General features: G+C 71.5%; 10 protein-coding genes. 1 reads left to right on the top strand and 9 read right to left on the bottom strand.

The features are described from left to right. Positions 1-24: 24 nt before the first annotated feature. The 9 genes from GA0070623_RS18980 to GA0070623_RS18940 all read right to left on the bottom strand — a co-directional run bounded on the left by GA0070623_RS18980 (position 25) and on the right by GA0070623_RS18940 (position 12,435). Positions 25-933, bottom strand: coding sequence for a hypothetical protein (locus GA0070623_RS18980; protein WP_067301062.1), 909 nt, complete (start codon positions 931-933; stop codon positions 25-27). Next, the gene (locus GA0070623_RS18975) at positions 926-1,951 is read right to left on the bottom strand and encodes a tRNA-guanine transglycosylase (RefSeq protein ID WP_197699997.1); all 1,026 of its coding nucleotides are present in this window, start codon (positions 1,949-1,951) and stop codon (positions 926-928) included. The genes GA0070623_RS18980 and GA0070623_RS18975 overlap by 8 nt, the downstream gene beginning before the upstream one ends. A gap of 19 nt (positions 1,952-1,970) precedes the next feature. Next, positions 1,971-3,677, bottom strand: a complete 1,707-nt coding sequence (locus GA0070623_RS18970) for a carbamoyltransferase family protein (RefSeq protein ID WP_067301068.1) — start codon at positions 3,675-3,677, stop codon at positions 1,971-1,973. A 4-nt stretch (positions 3,678-3,681) separates the two neighbouring features. Next, positions 3,682-4,812 carry an arginine deiminase family protein gene (locus tag GA0070623_RS18965; protein WP_067301071.1) on the bottom strand — a complete coding sequence of 377 codons (1,131 nt, stop codon included), beginning with the start codon at positions 4,810-4,812 and terminating at the stop codon, positions 3,682-3,684. 5 nt (positions 4,813-4,817) lie between these two features. After that, positions 4,818-6,002 carry an acyl-CoA dehydrogenase family protein gene (locus GA0070623_RS30050; protein WP_067301075.1) on the bottom strand — a complete coding sequence of 395 codons (1,185 nt, stop codon included), beginning with the start codon at positions 6,000-6,002 and terminating at the stop codon, positions 4,818-4,820. Continuing rightward, a complete protein-coding gene (locus GA0070623_RS30415; protein ID WP_067301078.1) occupies positions 5,999-7,216 on the bottom strand; it encodes a class-II aminoacyl-tRNA synthetase family protein in 1,218 nt (405 codons plus the stop codon). Before GA0070623_RS30415 ends, GA0070623_RS30050 begins: the two co-directional genes overlap by 4 nt. Then, the gene (locus GA0070623_RS30410; protein WP_067301082.1) at positions 7,213-7,446 is read right to left on the bottom strand and encodes a phosphopantetheine-binding protein; all 234 of its coding nucleotides are present in this window, start codon (positions 7,444-7,446) and stop codon (positions 7,213-7,215) included. Before GA0070623_RS30410 ends, GA0070623_RS30415 begins: the two co-directional genes overlap by 4 nt. 119 nt (positions 7,447-7,565) lie before the next feature. Further along, complete coding sequence (locus GA0070623_RS18945) at positions 7,566-9,359, bottom strand: 2-isopropylmalate synthase (RefSeq protein ID WP_084260993.1); 1,794 nt, start codon at positions 9,357-9,359, stop codon at positions 7,566-7,568. Continuing rightward, positions 9,346-12,435 (bottom strand): non-ribosomal peptide synthetase, encoded by a 3,090-nt coding sequence (locus tag GA0070623_RS18940; protein ID WP_172898425.1) that lies wholly within the window; start codon positions 12,433-12,435, stop codon positions 9,346-9,348. Before GA0070623_RS18940 ends, GA0070623_RS18945 begins: the two co-directional genes overlap by 14 nt. Positions 12,436-12,932: 497 nt before the next feature. Between GA0070623_RS18940 and GA0070623_RS18935 the strand changes: the two genes are divergently transcribed. After that, the gene (locus tag GA0070623_RS18935; RefSeq protein ID WP_067301089.1) at positions 12,933-13,715 is read left to right on the top strand and encodes a thioesterase II family protein; all 783 of its coding nucleotides are present in this window, start codon (positions 12,933-12,935) and stop codon (positions 13,713-13,715) included. The last annotated feature ends 22 nt before the right edge of the window (positions 13,716-13,737 follow it).

Raw genomic sequence — 13,737 nt, 5'->3', positions numbered from 1 at the left:
TCCCTGCCGGCCGGGCGCGGTGGGTCAACCGCGCTCGGCCAGCAGGAAGAACTCGTCCTCGGTGGCCTGGTCGTCGACGATGCGCAGCCCGTGGTCGGCACAGAACCGCTGGACCACCCGGCGTTCCCGCGCCTCGATGTTCTGCCGCTTGGCCATCGCCACCCGTGAACCGCTGATCAGGAGCTGGTCCGCGGGGGCCGCGGCGAGCACCGGGGCGAGCTGCGGTTCCTGCCGGAGCACGACCGGCACCACCTTGAGCAGCCAGGCCACGTCGCAGGTCGCCGGCAGCCCGCGCCGGTGCAGCGCGGCCCAGCCGTCGGCCACGTTCCACTGTGCCGGCCGGACGAGCCCCGCCGGCACCCTCGCCGCGTACGCCTCGACGGCGGCGACCGCGCTGGCGTCCTTGTCGGGCGCCCAGTACTGGGTGATACCCCGCTGCCGGAGCCAGTCCGCGCCGAGCAGGGTGGGCAGCACGCCCGCGCCGACGTCCACGACGACCCGGCTGTCGGGCGGGTTGGTCGTTTCGAGCACCCGGAGGAACTCGTCGCGGTGGCCGAGCCGCTCCGCCGTGCTGACGTGGGCGGCGGCGATCGCCGTCGCGGCCTCGTCGACCTGCCGGGCCGGGGCGTCCGCGGGCAGCTCGACCAGGGTCCGGAGCGCGGTGTCGAAGGCGGCCGGCTCGGACCGGTAGGCCCGCAACCGGTGGTAGATCGTCTTCTTGGTGAGGGTGGCGGCGTCCTTGTAGACCCGGGTGCGCTGCGCCTCCTTCGCCGAGCCGGCGGAGTCGACCACGGCCAGCAGTTTCGGGTTGCGACGCCACTCATCGAGGATCACCTCGACCGCCCGCTGCTCGTCGATCCGGTAGCGCCGGACCACGTCGGCGGCGAGGTCGGCGGCGAGGTCCGCCAGGATCCGGCTGCCCTGCTCAGACAAGGTCGATCTCCCGCCACGAGCTGTGCAGGGCACTGGTGGGGAACCACTCGTCGTGCAGTTTGAGCACGTCGTCGAGGTATCCGGGCAGGGTGCCGCCGGCGAGGTGCGTCCGGATCGTCTGGATCGTGACCAGGATCGTCCACAGGTTGTGCACGATGAGCTGCTCGGTGTCGGGCATGACCCGGGGCGGCTCGCCCTGGCAGACCGGGCAGGCGCAGACGAACTCGCCGGCCGCGAGCTTGTCCAGGTCCTGGAGCGCGCCGTACGGGGTCATGTACCACCCGGTCTGGGCGTAGTGCCCGTACGAGGCGGAGTCGAAGACGTTCACGCCGCAGGCGACCAGGAAGGGCAGCTCCACCGGGTCACCGGCGCCGTAGACGTGCATCGGGACGTCCGGGCCGATGATCTCCCGCGCCTCGGCCGAGGTCCGGCCGACGAACCGGAGGTCGTGGTTGCGGTTGAAGAAGGGCACCAGCGAGCCGAGGGCGAGGTACCGCACGCCCAGGTCCCGCAGGAACTCGACGCTGCGTCTGCGGAGGTCGGCGTAGCGTCCCCCCTGCTGGACCCCGACCAGGATGCCGCGTTCGACGAGGCCCATCGCCTTGACGATGCGCTTCTCGGTCGAGACGAGCTTCGCCTCGGCGACGGCCTTCTTGTCGCCGGGTGGGGTGATGAGGTCCAGCGGGGAGACGATGTCGCTGCCGATCCGGTCCTGGAACCGGACGATGTCGGCGTTGTTGAGGTAGAGCTGCCGGGTCAGGCCCTGGAACGCCCCGGAGTCGGTGGTGACCAGCCCGTCGAAGCCCAGGTAGTCGTGCAGTCCGGGGCCCTCGACGAGCTGTTGCCGCAGTTCGCGCTGCTTGTAGAGGAAGTACGAGTTGACGATGCAACCCTCGATCTCCGGTCCTTCCGACCACGCCGACCGCAGGGCCTGCATCCGGTGTGGCTGGTAGACCGGGAGGAAGATCGGCAACTCGAACTTCCGCCCGTTGTTGATCACAAGCTCACGCGAGAACATCAGGTCACCTTCGTCGGCCTCACACCTTGGCGACCAGAAAGCTACCAGCAGCCAGATAGTCGATCTGGGTCTTCTCGAACGTGGCGATGGCGTCCGCGGGCGTGCAGATGATGGGCTCCTGGTCGTTGAACGACGTGTTGAGCACCATCGGCACCCCGGTGATCTTCTTGAACTCGGAGATCATCCGGTGGTACCGGGGGTTGGTGGCCGCGCTCACCGCCTGGAGCCGGCAGGTGTCGTCGACGTGCAGCACCGCCCCCATCAGCGGCTTCTTGTCCTCCTTGGCCCGGTAGGTCACCAGCATCATGTCGGCCGCCAGGGTGTCCCCCGGCACCTCCATCCAGTCGGCGACGTCCTCCGCGAGCACGCTCGGCGCGAGCGGCCGGAAGTACTCGCGGTGCTTCACCTTCTGGTTGAGGATCTCGCGCATCGCGCGGTCCCGCGGGTCGGCCACGATGCTGCGACAGCCCAACGCCCGCGGCCCCAGCTCCATCCGGCCCTGGAAGTAGCCGACCACCCGGCCCTCGGCGACCAGCCGCGCCACCGTGGCGTCGATGTCGTCCGGGACCGTGTAGGACAGCTCGCGCCGGTCCAGCTCCGCCCGGATCTCCTCGTCCGAGAACTCCGGTCCCCAGTACGCGTGCGTCATCGGCGCTGTCCGGGGCCGGTCGAGTTCGCCGTTCCACACGTACAGCGCCGAGCCCACCGCCAGCCCGGCGTCGTTCGCCGCCGGCTGCACGTAGACGCTCTCGAACCCGGACTCGGCGAGCAGCAGGGTGTTTGTCACGCAGTTGAGCGCCACCCCACCGGCCAGGCAGAGGTTCGCCGAACCGGTGCGTCGCCGCAGGTGGTCGGCGAGGTGCAGCATGATCTCGTTGGTCTTGGCCTGGAGCGCCGCCGCGATGTGCTCGTGCACCGGCTCGATGTCGTCGCCCGGCCGCCGCGGCGGGATCCCGAACAGCTCGACCAGCCGGTCGTGGTAGGCGCTCGGCGGGTAGTACATGATCTCGGCGAAGCGGAGCGCATCGGCGTCCATGTCGAACCCGCCGTCCGGCGTCGGCCAGGCCAGCCGGTCGAAGGCCGCCCGGAACACGGCGGGGTCGCCGTACGCGGCCAGCCCCATCACCTTCGCGGCGTCGTACACCCCGAAGCCGAGCAGCACCGAGATGGTCTCCCACAGGTAGCCCAGCGAGGCGGGGTACCGCACGTCGAGCAGCGACTCCAGGGACCGGTCCCGCCCGTGGTACAGCCGGGTCGACCAGGCGTCGTCGCCCAGCGCGTCCACCACCAGGACGGCCGCGTCCCGGTACGGCGAGGCGAGGAACGTGGAGGCGGCGTGCGCGGTGTGGTGCGGCACCCAGCGGAAGTCGCCCCGGAACCCGTGCTCGGCCAGCACCTCCGGGATCTTCGGCACGTTCGCCAGGAACCGGGCGCGGTCGCCGGCGTCGTTCCACGCCGAGGGCAGCCCCTGCTCGTGGACCCGCCGCATCTCGTCCAGGTCGGCCGCGCAGGTCGCCATGTCGACGTCGGCCAGGGTGATGCCGGCGTGACCGAGGACGTAGCCGATGGCCTGCATCGGCAGCTCGTGCGGATTGTCCGAGCGGGCCTGCTTGCCGTGCTTGACCCGGTTGAACCGCTCTTCCTCGGCGGTGGCCAGCAGCACGCCGTCCTTCAGCAGCGCCGCGGACGACTCGTGGTAGACGCTGTTGACACCGAGTAGGTACACGGTCTCACCCCTTCACGTTCGGGAAGTAGTCCTCGGCCCCGCCGGTGCGCCGCACGTCCCAGGTCGCGCAGTGCAGCGAGCCGCCGTACTCGTAGACCTTGCGGAACGGCACCTTGACCACCTCGAAGCCGCGTTCCTCCAGCAGGTCGTGCATGGGCTTCTCCTGCTCCTCGCACACCACCACGTCCGGCGCGATGCTCAGCACGTTCATCGACAGCCACTTCGACGACTGGCAGTACAGCGGCATCTCGTGGTTGTCGGTGCTCGGCGTGGGGGCGTCCAGCAGCTCCCAGCCGTTGTCCAGGAACAGCCGCTCCTCGCCCTCGCGCAGCGGGCGGTCCGGGTTGGTCAGGATCAGGCCGGGCCGCAGCGGCACGAAGGTGCAGTCGATGTGCGACGGGAAGAAGTCCAGCGGGAAGTGGACGGTGTGCACCCGCAGGCCCTTGGGCTCCAGGTGCCGGCGGAGCCAGTTGATGCCCTGCCGGTTCGTCGTCATCGACTCCTGGACGATCACGTCCCGGCCGAACCGGCTCATGTCCGCGGCGTCGAAGACGACCTCGTCCTGGGTGACGCAGAACTCGAAGTTGTGCATCTCGGCGTGCCGCTTCTCCAGCGGCCAGTCCCAGAACTCCTGCCGGTACATGTCGTCGGCCATCGACGGCTTCGGCGCGGCCGTCCACACCATCTTCGGGTCGTTGTTCCAGTAGTGGTAGATCAACGGCCGGTACGGCAGGTACTCGAAGAACCGCGCCCGGCGGGACATGGTGGCCTCGATGATCTCGTTGCCGATGGTGATCAGCACGTCCCGGGGGCAGACCCCGCAGTACTGGTTCGACACCTCGAAGGTCGGCGCCTTCACGGAGGTCGTGTAGTCGAACGCCTCGGGGCGGCGGACCGTGACGCCGTACCCCTTGAGCACCTCGGCCAGGTGGTCCAGCTCCTCGTTCGCGCCCTTGACCATGTCGTCGGGCTTCGGACCGGTGGGGAAGGGACCACCCGAACCGTCCCGCAGCTGGGGGCGGGAACCGGGCTCCACGGGCTCGAAGGCAGCCCCGTCGGCGCGGCCGACGATGATCTCCTCCAGCGGATCCCACTCGTTCCAGGCGTTCACCAGCGGGGGAACTGCTGTGGTCATGACTGTCACCTTCCGTTGTCCGAGGGCCCCAGGGCTTCCGATCGGCGCTGGGCGGCCCGCCAGGACGTCAGTGTCAGCTGGCTGATCTGTGTCTCCTGAATCTGCGAGGTGCCCTCGATGACGCACTGGATCTTGGCGTCCCGGAGGTGCCGCTCGACGCTGCTCTGCGCCGAGCACCCGTAGGCACCGTGCACCTGCACCGCGTCGGAGGCCACCGCGAAGGCGTTCTCCGACGCGACGTACTTGGCGATCAGCGTCCGGCGCACCGCGTCCCGGTCCCCCGAACTCCGCGCCCGGGTCGCCGCCTCGCACTGCATGCGTGCGGCGTCGACCGCGCACACCATCCGGGTGACCATCCGGGCGACGAGCTGGTGGTCCCCGATGGGCGCCCCGAACTGCTGGCGCGTGACCGCCCGGTCGAGGGCCGCGTCGAGGCAGGCCGCCGCCAGGCCGACGCTGCCCCAGGCGGTGCTGAACCGGCCGTGGTCCAACGCGGCGGTCGCCACCGCGTCGAAGGCCAACGGCCCCTGGGCGACGACGTGCTCGGCGGGGACCACACAGTCGTCGAAGCGGACCGCCGCGAGGTGGGAGGCGCGCAGGCCCAGCAGATCGACCTGCGGCGTGACGTGCACCCCGGGGGTGTCACGTTCCACCACGATCGCCGCCACGTGCCCGTCCAGCCGGGCGAAGACCAGGAAGACGCCGGCCCGGGCGGCGAAGCTGATCCACGACTTCTCCCCGTTGAGCACCACGGCTCCGCCCCGCCGTTCGGCGACCGTGGCCGCCGCGCGGGCGTCGCTGCCGGAGTGCGGCTCGGTGAGCGCGAACGACCCGTACACGTCACCGGCGGCCAGCCGCGGCACCCAGCGGTCCCGCACCGGCGGTTTCGCCCACCGGTGCAGGGCGTGCGCCACCATGCCCTGCACGCCGATCAGGTTGCGGACGGAGCCGCACGCGCGACCCGCCTGCTCGTTGAACCGTCCGAGCCGGTCGGCGTCGAAGCCCCGGCCGCCGGCCTGCTCCGGCAGCGACGGCACCAGCAGGCCCTGGGCACCGAGCAGCCCGGCGACCTTCTCGTCCATCTCCTGTGCCCGGTCCCACGCCCCGGCGTTCGGCGTCACCACCCGGTCCAGCAGCTCCCGGCTCTGCCGCAGCACGTCGGCCTGCGGCCCGTCCACGTCGACGCTCACTGCGCAACCCCCACCCGGACCGCCTCCGGCCAGTTCCGCGGCTCGAACCCGTGCTGCGTGACGAACGCGTACGCCAGGCGTTCCAGGCCGAAGCCGACGCAGCCGGTGTGCCCGGGGCCGCCAGCACCGGCCCGGGTGATGTCGAACACCTCGCCGAAGTGGCTGCCGTGCAGGTTGAACGAGCCCACCGCGATGCTGCGCCCGTCGGCGACGTCGGCCACCAGCTCGTACTTGAGCTCCATCAGCCGCTGCGAGAGCACGCTGTCCTTGGAGGCGTCGCCGAAGAAGTGGTCGTTGGCGACCTCGCAGCGGGCGGCGAGCCCCAACTGGTCCACCAGCGCGAACGCCGCCTCCAGGAACCGCCGCCGGGACTCGACGACGTACTCCTCGGAGCCGAGGAACACCGTCTCCCGGATGGTGAAGTCCCAGAGCCGGTCCAGCCCCGACTCGTAGCGGGACTCGAACCGGAAGCTCTTGCCGCGCGAGGTCACCACCCGCTGGTCCACCGAGGTGCCGGCGAGCTGGTTGAAGGTGTGGTAGCACATGGTCGGCGGGAGGCAGTACCGGTCGTCCCGGCACAGGCTGAAGATCTCCGGCGTGATGCGCCGCCCGGCCTCGCGGTAGCGGCGCAGGAACGTCTCGTAGTTGTCCGCGTCGTTGTGCAGGCGCGAGACGAACATGACGAAGTGCGGGAACGACTCGAAGTAGTGCTGCCGTTCGAGCACCTCCAGCGGGAGCAGCGTCGGATAGCGGTACTCGGTGCTGTCCGGCATGCCCAGCGCGATGGCCCGCACCTGCCGGTCCAGGTGGTCGACCAGCCTGATCATCAGGTCACCGAAGGTCATCGTGCCTGGTCCGGGCGCGTGCACGAGGCCGGCCCGCACCATCTCCGGCAGCGGATCCGGCCACTGTCCGCCGCGTCGCGCGGAGGTCCACAGCACCTTGGGCCGCCAGCTGCGCTGGACCCGCACCTCCCGCTCCACCACCCGGTTGATCTTGTCGGTGAGGTGCGCGACGGTGTCCGTCGGATCCGGGACGAGCGTCAGCTCCAGCGCCTCGACACCCTCGTCGCCGCGCACGAACGCGAAGTCCCGGACGTCCGGGCTGATGAAGTGGATCCGCTTGCCCAACTCGGCCTCGAGCCGCACCGGCAGTGGCCGGGACAGCGGAACGCGGACGGTCGGGTCCGTCAGGGCGGGTGGCGTCACGGTCACGGCCCGGTCAGCCGGAGCACGAGGGCGTCGATGTCCTTCACCGACCGGAAGTTCTCGAACACGAGGTCGTCACCGTCGATCTGGAGGTCGAAGGTCTCCTCGAGGAACGCCACCAGCTGGACGACGAACATCGAGTTCACCAGCCCCAGGGCGAAGATGTCGTCCTCGTCGGCCACCGGCTCGGCGATGTGCTCGGCCAGGAACTGGCGAATCTGGGCTGTGCGATCCACGCATCTCTCCCGATGTGGAATCCGGCGGCAACCCGCAGACACACCTGCGGGTTCGCCTCTGACAGTTCGTACCCGTGGCGGTACCCGGAGGGCGGCTCCACCGTCGACGGTCGTGCGGCTCAGCCCCGACCCGGGTGTCGTCGCAGCGCTGCGAGGACCACGTCGGCACCGCTGCCCGCCGCCTCCGGCTCCCGTCGCAGCGACCGGTGCGCGGCGAGCACGGCCAGGAAGATCGACTGTACGGAGTCCCCGCTGGTGGCGCATCCCCAGCCGGTACGGTCACCGACCGCGACCTCGGCGTAACACGCCTGCACGGTCCGGCCCGCCACCTCGGCGACCTGCTGCGCGGTCCGCCGGACCAGGCCCGTCGCACCGGTGGCCCGGGCGATCAGCTCGACGGCGTCGGCCGCCGGATCGGTGGCGGACACCCGCGTGGTGACCGGGACGCCACCGAGCCGCAGCCGGGCCTCGTAGGCCCCGTCGTCGCCCGCGACCCACTCCTCGACCCGGTTGTCCGGCTCGTCGAAGAAGTACAGCTCCCGGAAGGCCGTCCACAGCACCGGCGGCGGGATCTCCCCGTGCGCCTCGGCCACCACCTGCACCGCCGCGGCGAAGTCCCGCTGGAGGTCGGGCGGGGGGAACAGCCCGCTGACCGAACGGAGCACGTGCGCGATCCCGGACTTGCCCGACTGGCTGTTGACCCGGATCAGCCGGTCGTACGGTCGGCCGAGGTCGGCCGGGTCGACCGGGACGTACGGCACCTGCCACGGCTTGACCTGCCCCGGCTCGGCCGGCGTCAACTGGGCGTCGAGGCCCTTGCGGATCGCGTCCTGGTGGGTGCCGGAGAACGCGGTGAAGACGAGGTCGCCGCCGTACGGGTGCCGTGGGTGCACCGGAATGCCGGTGCACTCCTCGACGACCCGCCGCGCGTGGTCCAGCTCCGAGAAGTCGATCATCGGATCGACCCCCCGGGAGAAGAGGTTGAGCGCCAGGGTGACCAGGCAGACGTTGCCGGTCCGCTCGCCGTTGCCGAAGAGGCAGCCCTCCACCCGCTGCGCCCCGGCCAGGAGGCCCAGCTCGGCGGCGGCGACACCGGTGCCCCGGTCGTTGTGCGGGTGCAGGGAGAGGATCACCCCGTCCCGCCGGTCGAGCGCGCGGTGCACGTACTCGATCCGGTCGGCGAAGTGGTGCGGCCCGGTGACCTCCACCGTCGCGGGCAGGTTCAGCACGACCGGCCGCTCCGGCGACGCCTCCCAGATGCCGGTCACCAGGTTGCACACCTCGACCGCGAAGTCGACCTCGGTGGAGGTGAACGCCTCGGGCGAGAACTGGAACCGGTACCGGCCCTGCGACTGCTTCTCCACCTGCCGTGCCGAAGAGGCGACCAGTTCGAGCAGCTCCTCGCGGTCACGGCGCAGCACGATCTCCCGCCACAGCGGCGCGGTCGCCACGCAGAGGTGCACGACCGCCGACCGGACCCCCTCCAGCGAGTCGATCGTCCGCTCGATGGCGTCCTCCCGCGCGGGCGTGAACACCACGATCGTGACGTCGTCCGGGATGAGGTCCCGCTCCGCCAGCACCCGGACGAACCGGAAGTCGAGCTCACTCGCGGCGGGGTAGCCGACCTCGATCTCCTTGTAGCCCATCCGGACCATCAGCTCGAACATCCGGAGCTTGCGCTCCGGCGTCATCGGCTCGACCAGGGCCTGGTTGCCGTCCCGCAGGTCGACCGGCACCCACAGCGGCGCCTCGGTGATCTCGCGGTCCGGCCAGGACCGCCCGACCCCCAGCCGCACTCCGGGGTCGCCGCCGGGCCGGTACTTCTGGTGGGGCATGCCGCTGGGCCGCTGGCGCTGCCAGAACGGCCGCCCGGCCACGGCCGCCCCGGTGTTCCCCGCGTCACCGGTGCCCATCGTCCGCTCCCATCGTCGAGGCCTGCTCAGCAATGCTCGGACAGCGGAAGAAGTCGGCGAGTGACAGCGGATAGCCGGCGGCGGAGAGCTGGCCGACGATCCGCAGCGCGGCCAGCGAGTCACCGCCCAGCTCGAAGAAGTCCGCCTCCGGCGGCAGGTTGGCGAGCCCGAGGACGCTCTCCCAGGCCTGGGTGACCGCGGCGAGCGCCGCCGTCGACGGCCCCACCGGCGCCGCCGCCGGGGCCTCGTCCTCGATCCGCCGGGGCCGGGCCGCCACCCCGGGGCGGTCGGGCGTGGCGTCGGCCTGGTGGGCGAGCTGCGCCAGGAAGGCCGCGACCATCCCCCGCACCTCCGCCGCGTCGACGCAGCCCCGGCCGAACTGGGCGAACACGTTCACCTCGTCGCCGCTGAGCGGATCGGCGAAGACACTCAACGGGTACGGGCACGAGTCGAGTCGCGGCTGCAGCCGGGTGGCCCGGTCGCCGATGCCCAACCGCAGCGGCAGCTCCAGGCTGAAGGTGCTGTTCACGATGTCGAACGCGAGCGGCGACGCGCTGCGTCCGGCGCGGGCGATCACGCTGAACGGCGCGTGGTGCTCGTCGGTCAGCGCCAGCTCGGTCTCGACCGCCGCCAGGACGTCGGCGAAGTCCAGGTCCCGCAGCGGCACGGTCACCGGCAACGTGTTGACGTACATGCCGACCGACGAGGCGTCGCTGCTGGACCGCCCGTGCGCGGGCACGCCGACGGTCAGCGCGTCCTGACCGGCCCACCGGCCGGCAGCGATCATCCAGGCCGTCAGCATGAGCCGGAACGGCGTGGTGTGCGCGCGGGCCGCCGCCTCCCGGAGCCGCTCACCCAGCCGGCCGGTGCTGCGGATCTCGACGGCGCTGCCGTCGGCCAGCTCCGGGTCGAACTCGCGGCGCAGCCGGAGCGGCCGGTACGTGTCGCGCCGGCCCTCCCAGAACGCGACGACCCCGGGCGGGGTGTCGACGCCCGGCGGCTGCCCGTCGACCCGTGCCGGCCGGGCGGGCAGCGTCCGGCCGTGGTAACTCTCGGTGATCTTCTCCAGGAGGCCCTGGATCGACACGCCGTCGGCGACCGTGTGGTGCAGGACGAGTTGCAGGACGGCGGTGTCCGTCTGCGCCACCGGGATCAACGCCACCCGCATCAGCGGCCCGGTGAGCAGGTCGAACGGCTCGTTGTACTGCTCGTCCGCGGTCCGCACCGCTGCCGCCAGGCTGGCCACCGGGTCGAAGACCTGCACCAGGTCGCCGCCGGCGTGACGGGCCTTCGCCTCGGCGACCAGTTCCAGCGCGCCGTCCCGGCCCTCCCGGAACGACGCGACGACGGAGGGGTGCGCCCGCACCACGGACCCGACAGCCGTCCGCAGCCGTGCCTCGTCGAGGGCGCCCTCGACCACGAAGGCGGCCGTGACGTTGTACCGGGGCGACCTCGGCGCGACGTGCCAGAGAAACCACAGGCTGCGTTGCTCCTGGTTGACGGGGAAGACGTAGGCGTGGTCGTCGGTGTCGGTGCCGCCGTCGACCGCCTCGTCCAGCGTCGCCACCGCGTCCCGCAGGGCCGCCTCGTGCTCGGCGCGCAACGCACGCATGTCCGTCTTGCCGTTGTGCGTCAGCGGCATCCGGTCGCGGAACAGCACCGACGCGGGCACCGCGGCCCGCGGCAACCGTGCCGCCAGCCAGTCCTTGATCTCCCGTGCCGTGATCCCGGTGGCGGTCACCACGGTGGACGCGACCCGCAGGTTGCCCGACCTGGGATGGGTGACCGTCAGCGCCACGGCGCGGTCCACCGCGGGGTGGGCGGTGAGCGCGGCCTCGATCTCGCCGATCTCGAGCCGGACGCCGCCGACCTTGATCTGGCCGTCGGTGCGACCGTGGAACTGGAGGGTGCCGTCCGGGTTCTCGGTGACCTGGTCACCGGTGCAGTAGTACCGCCGGGTGACGCCGTCCGGCCCGGCGAGCAGCCGGAACTTCTCTGCGGTCAGCTCGTCGTCGTTCAGGTAACCCCGGGTCACCTGCGGCCCACCGATGCACAACTGGCCACGGGTGCCCGCCGGCACCGGCCGCAGCTCGTCGTCGACCACGGCGATGGACAGCCCGGGCAGCCCGACCCCGATGTCGGGGTAGGTGTCGGCGTTCGTGTCGTCGGCGGGCCGCACCACGCCACCGGTCGAGATCACCGTGCACTCGGTCGGCCCGTACAGGTTGACCAGGGGGAACGGCAGGGTGGCCGGGGGCCGCTTGCGGAGCCGGTCCCCGCCCGCGTACAGCTCGCGCAGGCTGGTCGGCTGGTCGGTCCAGTCCAGGGCGACGAGTTCCTCGGCCAACTGCGGGGACACGAAGGAGTGCGTCACGTCGTGCCGGGCCCACGCCGCGCGCAGCGCCTGCGGGTCGAGGCGGAGTTCGTCGTCGACCACGTGCAGCGAGGCGTCCGCGGCGAACGCCACGAAGTGCTCCCAGATGGAGACGTCGAACCCGGGTGAGACGGTCACCGAGATCCGCGCGCCGTCGCCGAAGTCGTGGTCGTCGAGGCTCCAGCGCAGCAGGTGTTCGAGGTTCGCCGCGGTGCAGACGACCCCCTTCGGCACGCCGGTGGTGCCGGACGTGAAGATCATGTAGAGGGCGCGGTCGTCCGGGGCGGGGACGTCCAGCGCGGACCGGGCGGCCTCGACGTCCGCCGCGGTCACGCCCGACCAGGCGTCCGGCGCGAGGACCGCGCAGTCGACGGCGAAGGCGTCCGCCACGGTCGGCGCGGCGATCGCGAACGCCGGCCGCAACTGGCGCAGGATGTCCCGTCGGCGCAGCTCGGGAAGGGTCGGATCGATCGGCGCGATGACACCGCCGGCCATCGCGACCGCCAGATAGGCGACCACCAGGTCGGCCGACCGGGGCAGGCAGACGGCCACCGGCGACTCGGCCGACGGATCCAGCCCCCGCGCGAGCAACGTGCCGGCCAGTGCCCTGGCCCGTCGTCGGGCCTCGACCATGTCGAGGCGGACCGCGCCACTGACGACATCGGCCTTCGTTTCCGGACGGCCCCACACGGCGCCGTCCACGAGAGGCGTTCCCCCGTACCTCAAAGTGGAGACTCCTCCAATCAACCCCGTGGGGTTTCGAGAGGCACCCACCGCAACGGCTGTGGAACCACGACGGCGGTTTGACGACCAGCTATCCGTGGACAAGATCGTTCTTCGGCGAACCAGTTGGACCATGCCACAGCCGTCAGATGAGTGTCAATCACGTCCGCGGGGACGTTCGGGCAGCTCGACGGCGAGTGTCGATCCGGTCGGCGCGGACCCGTCCGGCCCAGGTCACGGGCATCACCGGCCGCCCCGGCCGGGGCGGCTGCGATCGGTTGCAGCACCTGCCGTGGCGCTGTACGTTCGAGCGGCGTCGGCTGTGATTCAGCGGCAGCGCGGCGGGGCGTCGTCCCCGCCGTCGGCGACCGCATCTGCGCGATCGGCAGATCTCACACGGGTCCGCAGACTCACCCGGGGGTGGCGATGTTCCTGTCCATGGTGTTGTCCGCTCCTGCGTCAGGTCGGTGGCGGGCGTGACCTCGTTCGTCAGGACGCCCGCCGGCAAGTGGCTGCGGCGCTACCACGCCTCGTCCGACGACCCGACCTGTCGATTGCTGCTGCTACCGCACGCGGGCGGTTCGGCGAGCTACTTCTACGGCTTCGCGCAGCTCCTCGCGGGCGACATCGACGTGCTCACCGTGCAGTACCCGGGCCGGATGGAACGGCACGCCGAGCCGCTCGTCGGGGACATCGAGGAGCTCGCCAGGCAGTTGACCACGGCGCTGGTCGAGCACGAGCTGACCGACCTGCCGCTGGCGTTCTTCGGCCACAGCATGGGCTCCCTCGTCGGCTACGAGACCGCGAGCCTGCTGGCGGGCAAGGCCCACCCGGCGCGGCACCTCTTCGCGTCGTCCTGCCGGGCACCCAGCACCCTGCACGGCACGGCCGCCGTACGGACCACCGACGACACCATCATCGCGGACCTGAAATCCCTGGGCGGCACCGACGCCGCCCTGCTCGACGACCCGGGGATGCGGGAACTCCTCCTGCCGATCCTCCGCTCGGACAGCCGGGCCGTGGAGCTCTACCGGGAGCGCCCCCGGACGCCGTTGCGGCTCCCGGTGACCGCCATCCACGGCACCGACGACCACTGGGTCGACCTACCGGCCGCCGAGGCGTGGGCGGAGGTGACCACCGGCCCCTTCGAGCTGCACCGGATGCCGGGCGGGCACTTCTACTTCTCGGATCCGGGCCACCAGGCGCAGGTCGCCGACCTCGTCCGGAGCCGCCTGCTCGACGTACGCCCGACGACCTGACGACCCTGCCTGGTGGCCCGCT

The organism is Micromonospora rifamycinica, assembly GCF_900090265.1.
GTDB classification, from domain to species: Bacteria; Actinomycetota; Actinomycetes; order Mycobacteriales; family Micromonosporaceae; genus Micromonospora; species Micromonospora rifamycinica.
Note: the sequence above shows the minus strand (reverse complement) of the source record. Positions and strands in the feature narration are given on the sequence as shown.